This is a genomic window from Streptomyces sp. NPDC031365 (assembly GCF_055569765.1).
The window spans coordinates 59337-81369 of record NZ_JBVIIM010000029.1 but is presented as its reverse complement, the minus strand read 5'-3'; the positions used below and the strand labels follow the sequence as shown (position 1 = coordinate 81369).

The window sequence follows — 22033 nt, the reverse complement described above, 5'->3', positions numbered from 1 at the left end:
GGTGTGCGGGCTGCCTGGCGCGGTGTCCACGAAAGAGGTCGGGGACCGGACGTGCTGGAACGGCTCAACCAGACGATCGAACACATCGAGCGCCATCTCGAACCGGCAGCGCGCTCCCGGACAACACCGAAGCCGACGCCGAACTGTGGCTCCCGGTGGAGCGGGAGGACCGGCAGACCCCGCCGGTCACATCCTGGCCGACGAGGCCACCCCGTCGGTGGCGGCTCCCCACGCGTGGGCGCACAGTGCCTGTTCGACCACGCCGGTGTAGACGGCCGCGGCCAGCCAGGACCGGGCGAAGCGGCCCGTGTCGGCCGGGAGCAGGCGGCCGAAGGCGTCACGGGACCGGTCCGCCGCAGCGGCGTGGAGGTCGTCGAGGAGGCCGGCCGCCGTGGCGAGTCCGGCACGGCGCAGGCGGGCGGCATCGCCCGGCGTGCTGCCGGCGAGGGCGAGGACCCGACGGCCCCCCGGCACCGCCTGGTGGACGCGGCGGCGCAGCAGGTGCAGTGGGGCCTCGTCCCCGCCGCCGGAAGCGGCCGCAGCCGGCGGCACGAGGGACCCGGGGGGCAGATCGGCTCGCTGCAGGCGGTCCAGGCCCAGATCCACCCGGGCCGCGGGATCGGTGGGGTGTTCGGTGGCGAGCAGCAGGGCACGGGGCTGCGGGCCGGGCGCCAGACGCGCGACGATCCGCAGCCGGCTGCCCCTGGCGGCGGCGAGCAGGCGGAGGTTGTCACGGCAGGGCAGGACCGGATCGTCGTGGGCGGTGACCAGCCGCAAGGGCACGCCCGCGCAGTCGGCCAGCAGACAGTCGCCCGTCGCCTCACGCAGCGTGCCGACGAGGGTCACCTCGAGGAACAGCAGGTCCTGCCCGCCGTTCAGGGCCCGGGTCACCTGTTCGGCGGCGGGGACGGCCCACAGCCGGTCCAGCGGTTCGGCATGCCAGGCCGCGCCGGACGCGCGGACGGCCCGTACTCCGGCGCCCGCGCCGAGGCGGCCCGTCGGGGAGACGGTGGCGCCGGACACGGCCAGCCCGGCCCGTGACAGCTCGCGGTGGGTCAGGGAGGTGCCGCCGACGGGTACGGCCCGGTCGGCGGCGCCGGCCGCCCGGGCGGGGCCACCGGGTGCCACGTCCGACACCGTGTACAGACGCCCGTCGGCGTCGGCGGTCCAGGTGACCGCGCCCGCGTAGCCGGTGGCCGTGAGGACGGGTTCGGAGAAGACCCCGTACAGGCGCAGGGAGCCGTCGGGGCGGTACGGCCGGCGGACCGTGCCGCGCAGTTCGGTCAGGTCGGGGCCGCTGGCGTGCGGAAGGCGGTGGGCGACGCCGAGGACGGCGGCGAACGCGTCGGCGAGGCCGGTGAGCCGGTACCCGGGGTCGGCGGCACGGGCCGCCCGGACCGCGGTCACCACGGACACGGCCGCGGCGGAGGCCCGCGGGAGGCCGGCGAGGCGGGCGGTGTGCGCGGCGTGCAGAAGCTCCGCCTGGAGCACGGCACCGGCACCGTCCGTACCGGCTTCCAGGACGGCGGCTGCCGCCTCGAACACCGCGCGGGCGGCGGCGCGTTGGCCGGCGGTGGCGGTCTCGGGTTCCGTCGCCCCAGTCGGCCGGCCCGGCATTGCCGTCGACCCGGCTCGCCCCTTTCCCAGGGTTGTGTCCCGCATGTCCGTGTCCCCGGCGCCGTTCTGGGTGTCGTCCGGGGTGTCGTCGGCGACCGGCGCGGCCGAGGCGGCCGCCGCGCGGTGCAGGCAGTCGGGGGCCAGCAGGCATCCGCAGCGGATCGCGTCCACACTGGTCACCACTCCGCCCGGCGCGTGCAGGACGACGTCGGCCTCGTCGTCGACGGCGATCCGCACGGTGTCGCCGTCCCGGGTGGCCGGACGCGCCAGGAGCTTGGTGACGCCCGCGTCCAGCCGTTTGCGGAGCCGGGGCGGGAGCGCCCCGACGAGTTCGGCGGTGACGGACGGGACGACCGGAGGCAGGTCCGGGCTCATGCGATCTTCTCCCCTACCCAGCGGGCGAGTTCGAGCGGGCTGAGGGCGGCGACGGGCATGCCGGCGGCGACGAGCCGGCCGGCCACCCCCGTGGAGTAGCGGGGCCGGCCGGTGTCGTCGAGGCTTGCGCAGCCCAGGATGTGGCAGCCGGCCGAGACCAGTGCGCGGACCTCGGCGAGCAGACCGCCGAGCGGGTAGCCCTCCTCGAAGTCGCTGACGACCACGACGAGGGTGCGTGACGGCACGGTGACGAGTTCGCGCGCGTGCCGCAGTCCCGCGGCGATGTGGGTGCCGCCGCCGACGCTGACCTCCAGCAGCAGGGACAGCGGGTCGTCGACGTGCCCGGTGAGGTCGATGACCTCCGTGGAGAAGGCCAGGAAGTGGGTGGAGAGGGTCGGGACCCCCGCCAGCACCGAAGCGGTCAGCGCGGCCCAGACCGTGGACGCCTCCATGGACCCCGACACGTCGGTGACCAGGATCAGCCGCCAGTCGGCGGCGCGGCGACCGCGGGTGCGGAAGACCGGCCGCTCGGGGATCACCCGCACCGTGCCGTCCGGGGCGCGGCGGGCGGTCGCCAGGTTTGCCCGCAGGGTGCGCGGCAGGTCCAGGCCGCCGCCGGGCCGTCTGCTGGGGCGGGGCAGGGCCGTACCGTGCAGGGCGGGGCGCAGGCGGGTGGCCAGCTGCCGGGCCAGCGCGTCGACCAGCCGCCGTACGAGCGGACGCAGTGCGGCCAGCCGGGCCTCGGGCAGGCCTCCCGCGTGCCGCAGCACGGTGCGCAACAGGTCCACCGAAGGGCGCACCCCGTCCGCGTCCAGTTCGGTGAGGACGTCACTGCGGCCGGAGGCGGCGGCCGCCGCGAGGACTTCCTCGCGGATGCCCGGCCCGAACAGCGCGGCCAGCTCCTCCGACCACTCCCGCACCCCGGGATACGGGGCCTCGCGTCCCCCACCGGCCCCCGGGCCAGCGAGGCTGCCCCGGCTGCCTTCGCCGCGTCCGCTGCCGTACAGCTCGTCCAGCGCGGTCGCGAGCGGCGCGGCGGACGGCGGCAGCGCGTCGGTGCGGCGGCCGAGAAGCAGGCGCCAGCGGTCGGCGGGAGCGAGGAAATGGTCCCCGCTCCCGGGAGGAGCGATGCCCTCGACGGTGCCGTTCGTCCCCGCGCCCACCGGTCCGGATCGCACCGGGGCATCCGGCCCCGGTGACACCGGAGCAGCCGGTCCGCATCGCGCCACGACATCCGGCTCGGGTGACGCCGGAGTGTCCGGCCCGGAGCGCACGTCGGCACCGGGCTCGGATGGCGCTGGGGCATCCGCCCCGGACTCCGTCGCGGCATCCGGCACGGGTTGTGCCGTGACGCCCGCCGAGGGGCGCACCGTGGTGGGCTTCCGGGTGTCCCCGTCCGGGGGGCCGCTCGCGGCCTTCGACGTCCCGTCCGGCGGGCGACCTCCGGCCGCGCCTTCCTCGGCCGGCCCTCCGTCCGGTCCCGGCAGCAGTCCCAGGGACCGCAGCCTTTCGCGGGCCGTGAAGTCCGCCGCGGTCCAGGCGGCGAGGGCGGCCGGGTCGGCACCGTCGGTGTCGGCGATGTACGCGGTGCCGAGGCGCTCGTCGACGGAGGCGAAGAGCCGGTCGCGGGCCGCGGGGCTCAGGGTGTCGAATCCGCCGCGCAGCGCGGGGAGCCGGTCGAGGAACTCCCGGTCGGGCAACTCGCTCACCCGGGTGAGCAGGGGCTCCAGCGCGGGCTCCGCCGTCTCCAGCAGCGGGCCTGCCGCGGACAGCAGGCCGCTGAGCCGGGCGGTGAGCGCGGCGCGGGAGTCGGGGTCGGTGGCCCCGTCGACCCAGGAGGCCACGCGGTCGCCGAAGGCCCGCGCGTCCTCGTGCCCGAGCAGGACACGGACGGCTCCGGCGGCTCCGCGCATCAGCGGGGAGCCGCCGGCGGACAGCCGGTCCAGGGCGTCGGCGAGCCGGATGCCGCCCAGCAGGTCGGTACGGTGGGCGAGTTCGAGCAGGGCATGGGCGTCGGCCAGGTCCTCGGATCCGGTCAGCCCGTCCACCTGCCGTACCGCCGCCGCCGTGAGCAACTCCGCGACGGCGGCAACCCGGGCCTCACGGTCCGCGTCGGAACCGAGCCCTGGGACATGACCGGCCCGCAGCCGGTCCAGCAGGGCCAGAGCGGCGAGAAGTTCGGGCAGGGTACCGGCCCCGGGCAGGGCGTCGGCGACATCGCCGAGCCGTTCGTCCGTCAGGCCGCCCAGGCCGCACCCCGCGGCCTGGGCGAGTCCTGCGAGGGCTTGCGCGGCCGTCGGTCCGCCCTCGTCGTGCTCCACGTGCCGCCGTTCCCGCAGGACACCTTCGGCGGCCTGCTCGGGGGTGACTCCCCGTACGCCGGCCGCGGTCAGCACGGCCGCCGTGGCCGGCGTCCAGCGCACCTCCCACCGCGAGGTGAGAGCCTCGGCTCCGCCCGCGCCGACGACCTCCTTGGCCTCCCCGTAGGGCACCCCGCACACCGTCAGCCGACGCAGCAGCAGTTCGCGCCGCAGGTCGAGGCCGGACCGCAGCGGGTCGAGCCGCAGGTCCCGCGCGGGACCACCCGCCTCCGGACCGGGCAGGCCGAGGCACGCCACCTCGGCCTCGACAGCGGGGGCGAGCCCGCTGCGCGGCGCCTGCGGTGCGGGACGTCCGCTGCGGGTGCCGACGAGGACGCGCTCCATCGCCCGCGCCACGGCCCGCCCCCTCCCGTACGGCTCCCCCTGGGCAAGGACCGTCTGCACGGCCTCGACCAGTTCACCACGGCCGGCCGCGGGCAGGCCGCGCAGCCGGGCGAGGTCCGAGGCGAGACGGATGATCTCCCGTGCGTCGGCGGGTCCGGAGGGGTGGCCGAGCCCGCGCAGTTCGGCGCAGACGCGTACGGCCGCCCGGGTCAGGGCCTCCTCGAGCGCCGCCGGATCTCCCGCCGCGCGCAGGACCATGTCCTGCCACTCGGGGTCCCGGATGCCCGCCGGGTAACCGGATCGCTCGTCGAGGAGGGCGTACGTGTACGGGATCAGCGACGTGGTCCAGCCGGGCCGCCGCGGGTCCGGGTCCGGTGCCGCCTCCTCGCCGGCCTCCTGCCGAACGAGCGCGGGGGCGTGGAAGGCGCCCACGACCACGGCGGCCCGCTCGCCCCGTGCGGTGGCCTCCGCCAGCCGGGCGCGCATCCAGCGCTCGCGCCGCAGGTCCACTTCCGGTACGCCGCCCGAGGCGGCCGCGTCCTCGCGCAGCGCCCACCCGGTGAGCAGGGCGGCCCGGCGCAGGGCTTCGGGCGGGGAGCCGGGGGCGGTCGCCTCGACGAGCCGGTCCCAGAGGTCGTCCCCGGGACGGCCAGTCAGGCGGGCCCGTACGGCGGTGGCGAGCCCGGGGCCGCCGGCCCCCGTCGCGGCGGCCCGCCGTCCTTCGGCCCACGCGCGGTCGGCGAGCGGCAGGTCGCAGGCGACCACCGGTACGCCGTGCCGGGCTGCCCAGCGCACAGCGGCCAGTTCGGGCGAGAAATCGGCGAACGGATAGAACGCCGGTCCCCCGCCGCTCCCGTCGACGGGAGCGGCGGCGAGCGCCACCGGGGCGCGTGTCTCCTCGTGCCCCAGCCAGGGCAGCCACTGCTGCATCTCGGCCGGCAGTTCGACGAGCAGCACCTGAGGCTTCGCCTCGTCCAGCAGCGCGGGCACGGCCGCGGCCAGGGAGGGAGCGTGGTGCCGTACGCCGACCAGATAGGGCGCGGACCGGTCCGTGAGGAGGGCGAGGGCCTCGTCGGGCAGGACGGGCGGCCCCTGGGGGACCACCCTTTGGGGGAGCGACACGGCCGTCAGCCCTCCAGGACCGTACGCAGGTCCCACAGGGTGCGCCAGGTGGCGGATCCCTGTTCGGCGCGGCGCCGGACGGGGCCGTCCCAGTAGCCGCGCAGCCGGGCGGCGTCGGCGGGGTCGTCCTTGCGGACCACTCCGAGCAGATGACCGGGCAGCAGTCCGAGCACGTCGCGGTCGCCCGGGAAGTACGCCGCGGCCAGGGCGAGCGCCCCGGCGACGGACACGGCCTCCGCGGTGCTCATCACCGTCGAGGGTCGCTCCACCTCCCAGCCCTCCGCCGACCGGCCCTCGCGCAGGTCCCGGAACGCCGTGACCAGGGCCTCCAGCACGGCGTCGTCGACATGGAACGGCGCACCGGCCCGCTCCACGGACGCCCGCGCCTGGCCGCGCACCAGCTCGGTCTCCGCGTCGAGGTCCCCGATGGGACCGACGGTCTCGAAGTTGAAGCGGCGCTTGAGGGCCGCGGACATCTCGGAGACGCCCTTGTCGCGGAGGTTGGCGGTGGCGATGAGGTTGAACCCGGGCGCGGCATGCGCCAGGGCGTCCTCGCCGCCGGCCAGTTCGGGGACGGCGATGCGCCGCTCGGAAAGCAACGACACCAGGGCGTCCTGCACTTCGGGCAGGCAGCGGGTGACCTCCTCGACGCGGGCCACGGCGCCCCGGGACATGGCGGTCAGCACGGGCGAGGGCACGAGCGCCTGCCGGGTGGGGCCCTGCGCCAGCAGCAGCGCGTAGTTCCAGCCGTACTTGAGCTGGTCCTCGGTGGTACCGGCGGTGCCCTGCACGACCAGGCCGCTGGTGCCGCACACGGCGGCGGAGAGCAGCTCCGACAGCATCGACTTGGCGGTACCGGGCTCGCCGACGAGCAGCAGGCCGCGCTCCCCCGCAAGCGTCACCACACACCGCTCGACCAGCGCCCGGTCGCCGACGAACTTCTCCTCGATCACCAGGCGGCGGGGCACCCCCTCGTCCACCTCGGCATCGTCGGGCAGCTTCAGGGCGCCGCCGGCGCTGCCCATGACGAACGTGACGACGGCGCGGGGGGTGAGCCGCCAGGCGGGCGGGCGCGGTCCGTCGTCGTGGGCGGCGAGGAAGGCCAGTTCGGTCGCGTACCGGTCCTCGGGCGGAATGATCTGTCGGGCCGGGGAGGCGGACAGGGTGGTGGTCATCGGCTCGGGTTCTTCCAGGTGCGGGTGGACGGTGGTCATCGGCGGCGGCCCTTTCGGGTGGTGCGGGTGGTGAGTTCCTCGTAGGCGGGCGCGTCACCGGCACGCACGCGGTCCCACGCGCGCCGGAACAGTTCGGGTACCGGCAGCAGCGGCACCGCGCGGGCGTTGCCGCGCACCGGGTAGAGGCTCTGCTTCCAGATCTCCACCGGCAGTGCGGGGGACTTCAGGTCGAGCCAGCCGCACGGCAGGAAGAGGGTGCGCCCGGCGCGGGACCGCTTCGCCTCGACGACCAGGCCGGTGGCCGCCAGTTCGGCGCGGGCCTTCTTCATGCGGGCGGGCTTCCAGCCGGTCCAGCGGGCGCAGTTGCGGTCCGTCGGGTCGGGGAGGGCGAGCAGTTGCAGGTAGAGCGCCGCCGCGTCCGCGCTCAGGCCGTGGGTTTCGGCGGCCTCGTCGACGAGTTCGGGTGCGCCGACCGCCGGGTCCTGGGCGTAACCGGTGGGTCCTTCGGGGTCCGTTCCGGCCGCGAGGGCGCGGGCGAGTCCGTCGTCCAGGGCGGTGCGCAGTGCCCGCATGCCGTCGCCCCGTCCGGGTCCGACGAGTCCCTCGATCAGTCCGAACACGGGGTCGTCCGCGCGGTCGAGTGCGGAGGTGCGGACGAGGACGGCCTCCTGGTCGCCGTACCAGGGGCGCAGTACCAGCGCCTCGCCGACGGGTGTCAGGCCGTGCGCGTCGGCGCCGCCGGTGGCGGGCAGTCCGTACGCCTTGCGCAGTTCGGCGGCGGTCGGCGAGCCCTTCTCCGTCCTGTCCAGGTCGAGGTCGAGCAGCAGCCCGGGGTCCGCGAGACGGCGGCGCAGCGCGGCCAGTCCTTCCGGCAGCATGGCGCGCAGGGGGTTCCCGTACGGCAGCGAGTAGGCGAGCCCGGCCAGGGACGACACGGCGTATATGAGGTCGTACCGTCCGGGCAGCGCCCGGGGGTCCTCCGGTACGAGGTTGCCGTCCTTGTCGAGTCGCTGGACGGTGGTGCGGCTGAGCCAGGGGGTGCGGCGCGGGTTGAGCAACGCCTCGACGGATACGGTGGACAGTCCCGGCAGGGCGAGATCACCGGCGAGGTCCTCAGGGAGGCGGACGAGGCCGTCGAAGCGCTCGGCCCACACCCGGCCCGCCGCGTCCGTGTCCGGTCCGGTCGTCCACAGATCACCGGGGTTCGCGGGCAGCAGCGCGCCGACCAGCGCGGCCCGGTCGCCGGGCTCCAGCAAGCCCAGCAGCGCGTCGCCGAACTGCTTCTGACGCGGCTTCAGGCCGGTGACGGCGCTCACCTCGTCGGTCAACTGGGATGGCTTTCCGGCGAGCAGCAGGGCTGCCTGTACCGGGCCGAGGCCGCTGTGCGTGGCGGCTGCGAGCGCGGCGGCCGCCGCCGGCTGCCAGGGCGCCGCGCCCTTGTCCCGGATGAGCTCGGTCACGGCGGCCAGTGCTTCGGCCGGGAACACCGGCGGGTGCGCAGTCTCCCGGCCCGAGGCGAAGTGGGCGACGGCACCGAACGCGCCCGTCGGATCGTGGTCCAGGGCCAGCCAGTTCACGCGCTCGTGGTAGTGGTCGACGCTCTGGCAGCCGAGGACGACGACGGTGCGGCCGTCGCGGCGCAGCACCTGACCGGCGCGGTCCTGCTTGCCACGCGGCTCACTCAGCACCACGTCGCGCAGCGCGGCTCCGGGTGCGGCCAGCGGGCCCTCCGCGATGGCCTCGAAGAGCAGCAGCAGTGCTCTGCGGTGTGCCTCCGTCAGGGTGGGTGAGGCGGCGCGGTAGGCGAGCGGGCGCAGCGCGTCCAGCAGGGACGGCCACGCCGGGCCCTCGGCGGGGACGGTGCGCGCGTCACTGGTCCAGCCGTCGGCGGGGCCGGCGAGCCGGGCGGCGGCGGGCAGGGCCTTGCCTTCGGCGGGCTTCCCGGTCAGGACGTGGTTGACGGCACGGATCTGGCGCAGCACACTCCACCGCTGCCCGCCGCCCCACCAGCCACGCTGCTCGGCCAGGCCGGCGGTCGCCTCGCGCAGCGTCTGGTCGTCGCCGTCCTCGGGGCAGTAGTCGGCGAACATGCCCACGACCCACGGGGACTCCGTCCTGGGCCGTTCCACCGGAGGTTCGACGAACGAGGCGATGGACTCGGCGATGCGCAGCACCGCGTGTACGAGGGCGGTGACGCCGGTGAGCACACGGGGCTCGGTGAGGGTGGGCAGCGAGCGGGAGACGACCGTGCGCAGGACGTCCTGGGCGCTCGGGACCGCGGAATCGCCGGAGGTGGCCGCCTGGCTGTCCCCGGCCCCGGAGGCCGCGTTCGCCCGTCTGGCCGCCGCCATCTCGGCCTCCCGCTCCGAGAGGACGCGGGCTCCGGCACGCAGCAGTTCCCGGGCCTGCTCGTCACTCAGCGCGCGCAGGACCGCCGAGGCGTTCTCGTCACGGGGGCGCAGGGCGTGCCAGAAGTCGACCGGCGGAACGAGTGGTGTGCCGGCGGCGAACTCGCCACCGCGTCGAAGCGGTGCCAGTCTGCCCAGTTCCCGCACGCCCTTGGTGCCGTCCGTCGTGTACAGGGTGATCTGGCGATGGTGGGCGACGACGACGGGCTCGACACCGCCGGGCAGTCGCAGGGCGCCGAGCGGAACGCCCGGTATCCGGTTGTCCGCCGCCGGCAGCGTGGCGGTCCGGCCGTCCGGTGTGCCGACGGTGGTGCGGGCCTCGTCGCCCTCGCCCTCGGTGCGTACCCATCGACCGAGGACCGTGCCGTCAGTGCCGAACGGGCTGTGCTCCAGGCCGGGTTGCAGGGGCAGTACCGTGCAGTGCTGCTGGAGCAGGGTGGCACCGTCGCGGATGCCGGAGCGCAGGAACGCGGGCAGCGAGGCACGGCCGTGGGTGCCGGTGGCCGGGTCGTACTCGAGCCACACCTGCCGCGCTCCCTGCCGGCCCTGGCGCCAGAACGAGGTGCCGTCCCCGATGACGGGGCGGCCGGGCGGCAGGACCGTGTCTCCGGCGCGCAGGGTGCGCCCGCCGGTGGCACGGCCGCCGTCCGGCAGCGGGATCGAGGTCTCACCGGCGTCGCCGCCGCTGTACCAGGACGGGAGCTTCTCGCCGCCCGGCGTGAACACCTCGGCCGGGCGGGACGACCAGTAGCCGTACTGCTTGCTGCCCTCCCGCCACATGACCAGCAGTTCACCGTCCGCGTAGCGGAACGACGGCCGTTGCCAGCGGTCCAGCTCGACCGGCAGCCGCAGGTCGTGGTCCAGCAGGATGTCCTGCGGACCCACCACGATCGCCTTGTGCCCGCGGGAGAGGATCAGGGCCGGCCAGGACTCCTGGACGGCGAGGGTGTCGTCGCCCTCGCGCCGGGTCTCGGCCTCGAGCCGTCGCACCGCCTCCTCGAGGGCGGGCCAGCCCAGTTCGTCCGGGATACCGGCGCGCAGGGTGTTGCCGAGCAGCGGCGCGATGTCGAGTGCGGCGACCCGGGCGACGGCCCGCGGGCTGATCCGTGCGGCGACCGTATGGAAGGGACGCAGCCGCTCGAGCGCCGTGCGGGCGCCCGCCAGACCTTCCGCGCCGTCCAGCTCGGCGGCGGCGTCGTCCAGCCATTCGCGGAGCACACCGGCCAGCACGGGGTGCCCGGCGATCTTCTCCAGCAGCCCGGTGCCGGCCCGTCGACGGTGCACGGTGCCGACGGCGTCGTACAGCATGCGCCTGCCGTGCGGGTCCGCCGCGACGGCCGTCAGGTCTCGTCGCCCGTCCCGGGTGTCCTCCATCCACCGGCCGAGGTCGAGATGGACGTCCGTGTCGGGGGCGGGCCGGGCCAGCGGAACGTCCCTGGCCACGCACAGGTCCAGCAGGTCCAGGTCGGCGCCCGCGTGCCAGCGGCCGGTGAAGAGGTCCACGGGACGGCCGTGTGCGCGCAGGCGCGGGGCCATGCGTTCCACGAGCGCGAGGGTGGCCGGCGAGCGATCGCCGACCGTGCCGCCGTGCTTGCGGTGCAGTGACCAGCGGCTCAGCCAGTCCGCCGCGTCGAACCCGTCCCTGTCCTCGGTCGCGATCTCACCCGTCAGCAGCCGGTCGGCGCCGGTCTCCACGAGCAGCGCCAGCCAGAACTCGTCGTCCTTCGTGGAGCGGCCCAGTCCGGCCGGCATGATCTCCAGCAGCCGGGCCCGTATCGCGGGTTGCCGCTCGGCGAGTACGACCAGCGTCGCCCGGTAGGTGTTCCAGAAGGACGCGGGAGCGCGCACGGCCGCAGGCGACGCGAGAAGGTCCGCGACCAGGGCGCACTCCTCGGTGACCCGGTTCAGCCCGGACGCCTTGATCAGGGCGCGCGCGTCCTGGGGCAGGGACGCGTACGGCGGCATCCCGGCGGCGCAGCGCTCCACGGTCAGCTGCCGGAACTGCGTCCATGCCTCGGCCGGGGTGAGCCGGGCCGCGAGGGCCCTCACATGTTCCTTGAGTGCCTTGACCGTCAGCGCCCCGGCGAAGGCGAACTCCAGGAACACGGCCCGCTGCCGCTCCTCGTCCACGGTCAGCGCGTGCACCCGCTCCGCGTCGCGGGCCTTGCCGAAGAAGGCCGCCGCGTAGGTGGTGTTCTCGTGCTGGAGGAAGACGCGGGCGGCCTGCTCGTAGAAGGTGGGCAGGAAGTGCGGTACGGCCCGGCCGAGCTGCTCGCCGAGCGCCTCGAAGCCCTCCTTGGCGTTGCCGGGGCGGGACTTGGCCTGCCGGGCGAGCCGCTCGATGTCCCTGACCAGGGCCAGTGCGTGGTGCCCGTTCGCCGGGTCGTTGACAAGCGCCCACGCGGGAAAGCCGAGGGTTTCCCTGCGCACCTGGCCGACCTCGAGCGTCCCCGGCTCCCGGGCCAGTCCGAGGAAGTCCAGGGCGAGGTCCTCGGCTTCGCCGAGTGTGCCCGGGACGAGCCGGACGACCTTCCGCTCGTCCAGCGCGGTGTGGGTGTAGGTGCGGGCGGTGAGGACATCGGCGTCCTCCCGGTCCGTGGCGCCCGAGGGCAGTACGGCACCGGCATCGAGCAATGCGGCCGAGGTGCTCTCGTCGAAGACGAACCCGTCGTATTCGTATGTCGTCATGCCGCACGCTCCTCGTCCTCGGTGTCGCGTCCGGCGTACAGCGCGGCCGCCATGCGCAGGCCCTCCGACCAGGCCACCGGCCCCACCTGACCCAGCTTCAGGACCCGGCCCGCCGGGTCGGTGAAGACGAGCGGGCCGGTCTCCGTCTCGGAGTAGCCGTCGTAGTCGCCGACCCACACCCGGGCCTCGACACCGCGGCCGTCCTCCAGTACGGAGCAGACGGCGTGGCCGCCGCGCACGCGGTAGCCCAGTTGAGTCGCACGGCCGTGCAGGAACCTCAGTTCCTTGAAGGCGCCGCCCGCGTAGTCCTCGACGGAGGCGGCATCGGCGTCGAGGGCCGCGGGCCGGTGCCACACTTCGCGGAAGAGCTGCTGGGCGCGCTGTTCGATGCCTATCTCGACGGCGAACTCGCGAAGGTCCTCGAGTTCGTCGAGAAGGACCGGGTGGGGCAGCCGGACCAGCCCGGGGGTGATCCGGACGGTGTCGCCGTCGAGGTCGACGAGGCCGAGGCCGCGCTCGGGGTCGGCGTCCCGCAGGAACCCTGCCACCACGCCGTCCGCCCCCGTGACCACCATGTCGCGCAGGGCACCCTGCCAGGCCGGGTCCGGCCACACCCGCGCCAGGACCGCGAACGGCACCGGCAGCGAGCGCACCATCCACCGCTCGACGTCGGCGAGGCACTGCCGTTCATGCCGTTCGAGCCACTCGACGAGCTGGCGCAGCCCCACCACCGCCGGATCATCAGCGATCTTGGACGGTACGGACTTCAGCCTCCGCCCGGCCGCGTTGCGGCACACCACCTTGCCGTCGTCGAGGGCGACTTCATAGCCGCCGGCCGACACCCACCCCATGCGTGCCTCCCGCATCCACACTGATCAAGTGACGGGAACTGTAGAGCAGGGCGCTGACAACAGCCCCGGGGCGCGGACGTCGGCGCGGTACTCCCGCGGGCGGGGGGCAGGGCCATCAGGGTGGCCACAGGCCGTGTCGGGCGGCCGTCTCCGGGCGTCCTGGCCATCCTGGGTCGGAGCGGCCCCTTCCCAGCGACAAGGAGCACGGCATGCCCACGGACCCGGTCGGACGATTTCTGACGGCTTTGGACCCGGAGCACCGGGAGGTCGTCGGTGCCAGACCGCGTGAGGAACAGGAACGGCTCGCGGCCGCCTGGGAGCGGGAGCTGGAAGCCGACACCGAACTCGACTCCCTCGACGAGCTGTCCCCGCCGGCGGCCGAAGCGGAGGCGGCCCGCCGGGTCCTCGGAAACGAAGCGGGTTGAACCGCGGTCGATGGCGGGCGTGGGCGAGGGTGACGGAGTCGCCGAGGACGAAGGAGAAGGCGATCGCCAGGACCGTGGTCGGTGCGTCGCCCCACAGCAGGTCGGGCCGATGACCATGCCGTAGCTCTCACCGAGCGTTCCGGTCGGGCAGTGAAGGGCCCGCCCTCACCGCTGAACAGAGTGCCGGCCGTCCCGTTCCACCAGCTCATCGAGGTGCCGGAGGGGCGGCCGGCAGGCCCGTGCCGGCGGTGGACCGGCAAAGCGGTTGAGGACGGCCGCACTCTCGGAGAGGATGCTCCACGTGTTCTCGCGCAGAAACCGCCGCCCCACCTCCCCCGAGCTGGCCAGGGCCTGGGAGTGTCTCGACTCGGACGACGTCCCCGGCGCGCTGCGGCAGCTGCGGCAGGCCGGCGCGGCGCCCCTCGCCCAGGTCGCCCTCGTCGTCGGGCGGGCCGCCCGGATGTCCGGGTTCGACGATCTGCGTGAGGCGTCCACGGCACTGGCCGCGCACCCCGGCCGGCCCGGCGCGCTGTACGACTACGGATACGCGTGTGTGGAACGTGGCGTGTCCCACCTGGCGATACCGGCCCTGCGCGAGGCGCTGCGCCTGTCCCCCGCCTCCCCCGCCGTGCTGCGGGAGCTGGTGTCCGCGTACGAGGACGAGGGCCGGCACCGCGAAGCCGCCGATGTGCTGCTGGCGCACGAGGACCGCCTCGTCGACTGGCCCGACCGCTATCTGCTGGTCTTCAACGCCGTTCTGGCGGGTGATCTGGGGCTGGCGCGGCGTCAGCACACGTTGCTGCCCGTCCCGCAGGACGACATCTGGCTCGGCGCGCGCGACCGGCAGAACCGTGTCCTGGAGCGCGCCGCCGGCGCCGGCGAGGCCGGTCCGCTGGACCACGCGGACCTGCGGGGCTGGCAGTACGTGATGGGCGGCACCGTCCTCGGCACCCTGTCCCCCTACGGGTACGACGCGGGGATGGCCGGCCGGTACGCCTGGATCCAGGACACCCACGGTCAGTGTCTGCTCGGGCTGCTGCGGCTGCGGTCCGTGCTCGAGGCGGCCGGTGTACGACCGCGCTCGGTGTCGTTGCTGCCGGACCGCGGCAGCAGGATCCTGGGCCTGGCCGCCGCCGACGTCATGGACCTGCCGGCGGAGCCCTACGAGGCGGGGCGGCAGGACACCGTCGTCATCGCCCACGACCTTCGCGCGACCGCCGGCGAGGCGGAGGGCCCGCGCATACTGCAGGAGCTCCAGGACCGGACTCCGGGGCAGGTGCTGCACGAGCACGCCGGCTGCTGGACCGATCCGCCGGGCGTCACGGCCGACAGTGTCACACTGCTGCACCAGTCGGCCGTGGCCCCGTGGGCGGCCGGACTCCGGCAGGGTGCCGACGGGGGCGTGGAGAGCGGAGAGCCCGACGAGCGGCCCGAGAGGGAGATCGCCGCGGAGATCGTGGGGGCCGACCCGACGCCGGACGAGGGCGACGGGCAGACACCCGCGGACCCGGTCGAACACCTCACGGACTTCGTCTCCGCGGTGCGCGGCACATGGCTGCGGGGCGACCGCGCCCGCCTGCGGTCCTCCGGCCCGGTGGCCAGTTCCCGGTTCTTCTGAGCGGGCGTCATCCAGCCGCTGGTGCGGGCCCGTTCGGCGGGTCCGGCCGGTCGGCCGGGCCCGATCGGTCCTTCCGGCCCGCGGATCATCTCGGCGGCCTGTCGCCGCCTTGTCGGTGGCGAAGGCTCGAGGCGACGACCACGAAGGGCCAGAGGGACTGAACGGCCGTCACGACACGTTCCGCGACACCGGCCGCACCATGGCGGTGCAACTCGATCAGGAACCAGACCGCGCCGGCGACCATGGCGGCGGTCGCCACGAACGAGGGCGCGGGCCGCAGGGCCCATGGGGCGGCGCCGCTGCCGTCGGCGGCCAGGACCGGCCACACGGCCAGGAGCGCGAATCCGACGGCGGCCGCCGAGCCGTGCCGCATGGACCCGCCGCTGCTCGGCGGCGGGACCAATGCCACCACCAGAGCCGCCACTCCCCCACCCGCCAGTGCCACACGTCCAGCAGCTGTCGCCGCCCTCAGCCCCCAGGCGGTGAGGAGATGACAGACGCCCAGGCCGAAGAGCGCACCGGTCATCACCCAGAACCCCTCGGCCCCGTAAGCCGCCAGGACGCTGATCGTCTGCGTGACGGGGTCGTATCCGGCCCCCTCCAGCAACGCCGCGATCAGCCACCCCGCGATCAGCAGCACGGGCGCACACCCGGACGAGAACAGGACCCATCTGGGAACAATCGGCATCGGACAACCATAGGGCCCTCTATGCACTCATATGCCTCTTGTCACTGTAAGACCTGACATCGATGGAGATGAGGAGCTATGGACTAGAACGTAGGGTGATGTCCGTGCATCCAGCCTGGCCTGCGGCCCGCGGATGCGTCACCTTCAGCCATTCACGCGGGAGGATCAACCATGAGCACGGTCACCACTCCTGACGGCACCAGCATCTTCTACAAGGACTGGGGTCCACGTGACGCCCAGCCGCTCGTCTTCCACCACGGCTGGCCACTGAGCGCCGACGACTGGGACAACCAGATGCTGTTCTTCCTCGCGCAGGGCTACCGGGTGATCGCTCACGACCGGCGCGGTCACGGCCGCTCCAGCCAGTCACCGACAGGCCACGAGATGGACACCTACGCCGCCGACGTGGCGGTACTGACGGACGAGCTCGACCTGCGGGGAGCCGTACACATCGGGCACTCGACCGGTGGCGGTGAGGTCACGCGTTATGTGGCGCGCGCCGAGCCGGGCCGGGTCGGCAAGGCGGTGCTCGTCAGCGCCGTTCCGCCGGTCATGGTCAAGTCGGAGAGCAATCCGGGTGGTTTGCCGATCGAGGTCTTCGACGAGCTCCGTGCGGCCTTCACCGCCAATCGGGCGCAGTTCTACATCGACTTGCCGTCGGGTCCGTTCTACGGCTTCAACCGGCCCGGCGCGGACGTCTCCCAGGGGCTGATCGACAACTGGTGGCGGCAGGGGATGGCCGGTGCGGCCAACGCCCACTACGAGTGCATCAAGGCCTTCTCCGAGACCGACTTCACCGAGGACCTCAAGGAGATCGACGTCCCGGTCCTCGTCGCGCACGGCACCGACGACCAGATCGTGCCCTACGCGGACTCGGCGCCGTTGTCGAGCAAGCTCCTGAAGCACGGCAGCCTCAAGACCTACGAGGGCTTCCCGCACGGCATGCTGTCGACCCAGCCGGACGTCCTCAACCGCGACATCCTGGAGTTCGTGAAGTCGTAGGACGACGGTCCGCGTGGCGCCCGTCCGGGGAACCGCGGCGTCGGCGCAGCCCGGCGGTCACGTGCGGCCGAGTGCGCGGGAGCGAGTGGCCTGGGCCGGGCCGCGGCATGGGACGGACCTCCCCCGCCAGGAGAGTCCGCGCCGCGCCTCCCCACGTCATCCGGGTGTTCCGCCGACGAAGTACCGGCACCGCTTCACCACCACGGTTCCCCCCCCCGCCACCGGCGGGTGATTCGGAGGCGCAGGCGTGGCCGTTTCCGAGGGGTTGTCGGCCATCCGGTACATCCGACAGCGGACGGGCGGTCCGCCGAGGACGCATCGTGGAGATGCCCGATCACCACTGACCGAGGAGACAGCGATGAGGGAAGAGATCGCCGGCGTCACCATCCCCGACAGCAAGCCGGCCCGGGCCGCGACCGAGCTGATCCGCGACACGACTCCACCGCTGATCTTCCACCACTCCCGGCGGGTGTATCTGTTCGGCAGCCTGCAGGCCGCCGCGCGGGGGCTGCGGCCCGACCCCGAGCTGCTCTATGTGGCGGCCATGTTCCACGACACGGGCCTCGTGGCGCCGTACCGCGGCGACGACCAGCGGTTCGAGATGGACGGCGCAGACCAGGCCCGCGCCTTCCTGCTGAGCCACGGGGCGTCCGAGGGCGACGCGGACACGGTGTGGACGGCCATCGCCCTGCACACCACCCCGGAGGTGCCCTACGGGATGGCGCCCGAGATCGCGGCCACCACGGCCGGAGTGGAGACCGACGTACTCGGTCTGCACCTGGCCGCCGTCTCCGAGGCCCACATCGCCGAGGTGACCGCGGCCCACCCCCGGCCGGACTTCAAGCGGCAGATCCTCCAGGCGTTCACCGAGGGCTTCGAGCACCGCCCCGACAGCACCTTCGGCACGGTGAACGCCGATGTCCTGGAGCACTTCGTCCCCGGCTTCCGCCGGACCGACTTCGTCGACGTCATCCGGAACTCCGCCTGGCCCGAGTGACGTGCTCTCCCCCATGCGGGGGGAGAGCGCTGTACGCCTCGCGGCGGCGGCGCCGACGCCCGGACGCGGGGAGGACGGGACCGTCGTACGGTCCCGTCCTCCGGGGTCATCCGGTCCGGCCGGCGCAGGTCAGACGGAGACGGGGGTCTTCTCCTCGCGCGTCTCCGGGACCGGCTGCCGGTTCAGCTTCTCGCCCTCGATGTCGAGGTCGGGCAATGCCCTGTCGACGGACTTGGGCAGCCACCATGCGGCACGGCCGAGCAGCGACATCACCGCCGGGACCAGCGTCATGCGGACGACGAAGGCGTCGATGACCACGCCGACGGCGAGGGCGAACCCGATGGATTTGATGATCGGGTCGTCCATCAGGACGAAGCCCCCGAACACGGACGTCATGATGAGGGCGGCGGCCGTGACGACGCGGGCGTTGTGGCCCATGCCGCTGACCATGGCCGCCTGCGGGTCGGCGCCGTGGACGAAGTCCTCACGCATGCGGGAGACGAGGAAGACCTCGTAGTCCATGGCGAGGCCGAACAGGATGCCGATGAGCAGGATCGGCAGGAAACTCACCAGCGGGCCGGGAACGTCGACACCCACCAGGCCGGCGAGGTGGCCCTCCTGGAAGATGGCGACGGTGATGCCGAACGTCGCGCCCACGGTGAGCAGAAATCCCAGGGCTGCCTTCAGCGGTACCAGGAGCGACCGGAAGACCAGCATGAGCAGCAGGATGGACAGCCCCACCACCAGGAACAGGTAGACCGGCAGGGCGTCGGCGAGCTTCTCCGAGACGTCGATGCCGAGGGCGGTCGCGCCGGTGAGTGCGATGTCGGCCCCCTCGATGTCCGCGACCCGGTCGCGGATGTCGTGGACGGCGGCCTCGGTGGCGGGGGCCGTCGGGCCGGCATCGGGAATGATGGCCAGCAGGGCGGTGGTGCCCTGCTCGTTCAGCTGTGGCGGGACCACGGTCAGGACGCCGTCGGTGTCCTTGATGAGGGCGGTGGCCTTCTCTGCGGCCGTCTCGGTGGCCTGCGCGTTCTCACCGTTGATGACGGCGATGAGACGGCCGTTGAAGCCCTCGCCGAAGCCCTCGGACGTCAGCTCGTACGCCTCGCGTGCGGGGGAGCCCTCGGCGGCGGTGCCCGCGTCCGGAAGGGCCATGCGCATGTCCTGAGCCGGAAGCGCGAGCGCGCCCAGCCCGAGGACCCCGACGACCAGGAGTGGGACGCGCAGTGTGGTCACGAGCCGGCCCCAGGTGAAGCCGAAGCCTTCGGCGGCCGTGTCGTCCCCGGGGGTGTGCCCGCCCGCCTGACGCTGTTTGCGCGGAAGGATCTTCCTGCCGGCGAAGGAGAGGAAGGCCGGCAGCAGGGTGAGGGCGACCAGTACGGCGACGGCGACGGTGCCCGCCGCGGCCAGGCCCATCACGCTCAGGAAGGGGATGCCGACGACGGAGAGGCCGGCCAGGGCGATGACGACGGTGGCACCCGCGAAGACGACGGCGGAGCCGGCGGTGCCGGTCGCACGGCCGGCGGCCTCCTCGGGCTGGAGGCCCTCGGCGAGGTACTGGCGATAGCGGGAGGTGATGAAGAGCGAGTAGTCGATGCCGACGGCCAGGCCCAGCATCAGCGCCAGGATGGGGGCGGTGGAGGTCAGTTCGATGACACCGGTCAGGGAGAAGAGACCGGCCATGCCGACCGCGACGCCGATCAGCGCGTTCAGCAGGGTCATACCGGCGGCGACCAGCGAGCCGAAGGTGACGACCAGGACCGCCGCTGCGACCAGGACTCCGAGCGCCTCGGTGGAGCCGACCTCCACCTCACCGCCCATGACCTCGCCGCCGTGCGCGACCCGCACGCCCTCCGCGTCGGCGCCGACGGCCTCGTAGGCCGCCTTCTGCCCGTCGGTGACTTCGTCGACGGCCTTGTCGAACTGCACCTGGATCAGGGCGTAGCGGCCGTCCGTGGAGACGGCGCCGGCCCGGAACGGGTCCAGGGCGGCGGTGACGCCATCGATCCCGGAGGCTTCCTTCACCACGGGCGCCACCGCGGCGGGGTCCAGTTTCGCCCCCTCGGGCGCGACGACGACGATGGTGCCGGTGGCTCCGCCGGCCTGGGGGAACTGCCGCTCGAGGTCGTCCAGCGCCTGCTGGGACTCGGTACCCGGCATGGAGAATTTGTCGCTGGTCGGGCCCATCAGGGTGGCGGCTCCGATACCCAGCAGGGTCAGCAGGAGCAGCCAGACCGCGGCTATTCGGCCTCTTCTGCGGAAGGAGAACCGCCCGAGCCGGTACAGCAAGGTCGCCATGAAGGAGGGATCTTTCCGTGAGGGGTCAACTGGGAGTGTGGTCAAGTGTCCGCAGCGCACTGCGGATCATCTCGGCCCGCAGCACCTCGTCCGGTGCCACCTCGTCATCGGTGGCACTGGTGATGAAGACGGCGCCGAGCACCATCCACGCCGCCACCCGGGCCGGCGCCCGCTGCGAGCGGGCGGCCAGCGCGTCCAGCAGACCGTCCGCCAACTCCATGACGTTGAGGTCCTGGTGGCAGGACATCTCGGTGATGTCCTCGAAGAGCAGCCGGATTTCCCGGCGGAACCGCAGCGTCAGGTCGACGTATCCGACGACGGTCTCTTCCACCAGCCGACCGCCCTCCAGCCCGGCCACGCGGTCGAGCAGTGCGGCCAGGGCGTCCTGAGTCGGGGTCAGCAGCTCGGTGAGGATCTTCTCTTTGCCCGCGAAGTGGTAGAGGAGCGATGCCTTCGAGCAGCCCACGTCCGAGGCGATGTCCTGCAAGGAGGTGCCACGGAAGCCGTGCAGGGCGAACAGTCGCAGTGCCGACTGCAGGATCTGACCGCGCATGGCGGAGGCGGAGCGTGCCATTCCCCCACCGTAACTGTCCGATCGGTCAGAACTGACCGATCGGACAGCCAGTCATTGTGGCTTGCGTCACCCTCCTCCTCCGGGCTCGATCGGGCGCGCACACGGACTACCGGCCCTCGCGCAGTACGGCGGCGTGAGACATCTCGCCGCATCAGCACCCGCGGGCCGTCGGCACCGTCGCGACACCCGGCACACGACCGTCCTCGCACAGAGCCGCCTTCGGCCGTGTCACGCCAGGGGCGGGGATACAGCCACCCCCGGCGGGCAAGGCGGACCGGGACATCAGGAAACTCGCACTCGGCGGCGAGGGCCTGGCGCGCGAGGAGCTCTCCCGCCGCGGCGGATCACGGCCGGAGAAGGCGCCCGGGCGGGTGTGGGGGCACGTGCGAGTGCGGTGGTGAGGCGGGCCACGGCCGTCTCACAGCGGCCCGTCCGCCGGTCGCCGCAACGGCCGGTTCGGCAGCGTGCACGAAGTCTTGGCCCTCTTCCCCAGAACCCGTATGTCCCGCAGGTCAGCGCACCCTCCCCCGGGGCTTCAAAGGGACACCCGGCAGCTCCGGCGCGGGCAGCGGGGCTCCGTCGTATCCGCGCACCTCACCGAAACGGGTCCCCTTCATCCAGTCCTCGCGAGCCCGGACGATCTCATCATGTGACCGTGCGACGAAGTTCCACCACATGACGATCTCCTCGTCGAACGGTGGCCCGCCCAGCAGCACGAGCCGCGCCGGCTCGGTCCCCCGGTTGGTGAGAGTGAGAGTCGTACGACCGGGGGCGGTGTAGCCCAGTTCGGACGGGCGTACGGCGGTTCCCTCGGCGAGGACGTCCCCCGCGTCGACGAGGACGCCGTGCTCGAAGGCCGGGTCGACACCGAGGGTCATCCCGGCCCCCGGGGCGACGGACAGTTCGGCGCCCAGCAGAGGAGTGAACGTGCGGACGGGGGACGTGTCGCCCTCGAGCGAGCCGAGGAAGACGCGCACCTCGCCGCCGTCCACCGGAAGCGGTTCGGGTATGTAGTGCCGGAAGTCCCTTTCCGTGCCGCGGTGCTCCCCCGGAAGCGCCACCCACAACTGCACACCGTGCAGGAGCGTGGTGCCCGGCGTCGACACCTCCGAGTGGCTGATGCCGTGACCGCCGGTCATGAGATTGAGCTCGCCCGGCCGGACGTAGGCATGGCTGCCCAGGCTGTCACGGTGCTCGATCTCCCCGCTGAACAGCCAGCTCACCGTCTGCAGACCGGTGTGCGGGTGGGGAGCGACGTCCATGCCGCCCGTGCCGGCGACATCGTCGGGACCGTAGTGGTCGGCGAAGCACCAGGCACCGATGAGGGTCCGGGCCCGCTGAGGCAGGGTGCGCCGCACCCTCATCGCGCGTGGGCCGCCGAGCGGCACGTCACGTGCGGTGAGGACCTCGACGTCGGCCGGGCGTGCCGCCTCCGCCTCGCCCCCGCACCTCAACTCCGGGGGCCGTGTCTCCGTGTTGCTCATGCC

General features: G+C 73.7%; 13 protein-coding genes. 4 read left to right on the top strand and 9 right to left on the bottom strand.

Annotation, left to right across the window (positions count from 1 at the left end):
* Positions 1-186: 186 nt before the first annotated feature.
* The 5 genes from ACZ5C2_RS31540 to ACZ5C2_RS31520 are packed head-to-tail and all read right to left on the bottom strand — an operon-like array spanning position 187 to position 12941.
* A complete protein-coding gene (locus tag ACZ5C2_RS31540) occupies positions 187-1992 on the bottom strand; it encodes a hypothetical protein (protein WP_468799028.1) in 1806 nt (601 codons plus the stop codon).
* Positions 1989-5819 carry a vWA domain-containing protein gene (locus ACZ5C2_RS31535; RefSeq protein ID WP_468799026.1) on the bottom strand — a complete coding sequence of 1277 codons (3831 nt, stop codon included), beginning with the start codon at positions 5817-5819 and terminating at the stop codon, positions 1989-1991. The genes ACZ5C2_RS31540 and ACZ5C2_RS31535 overlap by 4 nt, the downstream gene beginning before the upstream one ends.
* 5 nt (positions 5820-5824) lie before the next feature.
* Positions 5825-6994, bottom strand: coding sequence for an ATP-binding protein (locus tag ACZ5C2_RS31530; protein WP_468799066.1), 1170 nt, complete (start codon positions 6992-6994; stop codon positions 5825-5827).
* A 35-nt stretch (positions 6995-7029) separates the two neighbouring features.
* The gene (locus ACZ5C2_RS31525) at positions 7030-12090 is read right to left on the bottom strand and encodes a hypothetical protein (protein ID WP_468799024.1); all 5061 of its coding nucleotides are present in this window, start codon (positions 12088-12090) and stop codon (positions 7030-7032) included.
* Positions 12087-12941 (bottom strand): DUF4132 domain-containing protein, encoded by an 855-nt coding sequence (locus tag ACZ5C2_RS31520; RefSeq protein WP_468799022.1) that lies wholly within the window; start codon positions 12939-12941, stop codon positions 12087-12089. The genes ACZ5C2_RS31525 and ACZ5C2_RS31520 overlap by 4 nt, the downstream gene beginning before the upstream one ends.
* 209 nt (positions 12942-13150) lie before the next feature.
* Between ACZ5C2_RS31520 and ACZ5C2_RS31515 the strand changes: the two genes are divergently transcribed.
* Both ACZ5C2_RS31515 and ACZ5C2_RS31510 read left to right on the top strand, forming a co-directional pair.
* Positions 13151-13366, top strand: a complete 216-nt coding sequence (locus ACZ5C2_RS31515) for a hypothetical protein (RefSeq protein ID WP_468799020.1) — start codon at positions 13151-13153, stop codon at positions 13364-13366.
* A gap of 301 nt (positions 13367-13667) precedes the next feature.
* Positions 13668-14984: a tetratricopeptide repeat protein gene (locus tag ACZ5C2_RS31510; RefSeq protein WP_468799018.1), complete on the top strand. Its 1317-nt coding sequence runs from the start codon at positions 13668-13670 to the stop codon at positions 14982-14984.
* An 85-nt stretch (positions 14985-15069) separates the two neighbouring features.
* Here ACZ5C2_RS31510 and ACZ5C2_RS31505 read toward each other — a convergent pair whose 3' ends face one another.
* On the bottom strand, positions 15070-15672 hold the full coding sequence (locus ACZ5C2_RS31505) for a DUF998 domain-containing protein (RefSeq protein WP_468799016.1): 603 nt from the start codon (positions 15670-15672) through the stop codon (positions 15070-15072).
* Positions 15673-15843: 171 nt separating this feature from the next.
* On the opposite strand from ACZ5C2_RS31505, the gene ACZ5C2_RS31500 reads away from it, so the two are divergent.
* Both ACZ5C2_RS31500 and ACZ5C2_RS31495 read left to right on the top strand, forming a co-directional pair.
* On the top strand, positions 15844-16674 hold the full coding sequence (locus tag ACZ5C2_RS31500; RefSeq protein WP_468799014.1) for an alpha/beta fold hydrolase: 831 nt from the start codon (positions 15844-15846) through the stop codon (positions 16672-16674).
* A gap of 358 nt (positions 16675-17032) precedes the next feature.
* Positions 17033-17671, top strand: coding sequence for an HD domain-containing protein (locus ACZ5C2_RS31495; RefSeq protein ID WP_468799012.1), 639 nt, complete (start codon positions 17033-17035; stop codon positions 17669-17671).
* 129 nt (positions 17672-17800) lie between these two features.
* On the opposite strand, the gene ACZ5C2_RS31490 is transcribed toward ACZ5C2_RS31495, so the two are convergent.
* The 3 genes from ACZ5C2_RS31490 to ACZ5C2_RS31480 all read right to left on the bottom strand — a co-directional run bounded on the left by ACZ5C2_RS31490 (position 17801) and on the right by ACZ5C2_RS31480 (position 22030).
* Positions 17801-19972, bottom strand: a complete 2172-nt coding sequence (locus tag ACZ5C2_RS31490; RefSeq protein WP_468799010.1) for an MMPL family transporter — start codon at positions 19970-19972, stop codon at positions 17801-17803.
* A 25-nt stretch (positions 19973-19997) separates the two neighbouring features.
* Positions 19998-20546: a TetR/AcrR family transcriptional regulator gene (locus tag ACZ5C2_RS31485; protein WP_468799008.1), complete on the bottom strand. Its 549-nt coding sequence runs from the start codon at positions 20544-20546 to the stop codon at positions 19998-20000.
* Positions 20547-21058: 512 nt separating this feature from the next.
* Positions 21059-22030, bottom strand: coding sequence for a pirin family protein (locus ACZ5C2_RS31480; RefSeq protein ID WP_468799006.1), 972 nt, complete (start codon positions 22028-22030; stop codon positions 21059-21061).
* Positions 22031-22033: the final 3 nt, after the last annotated feature.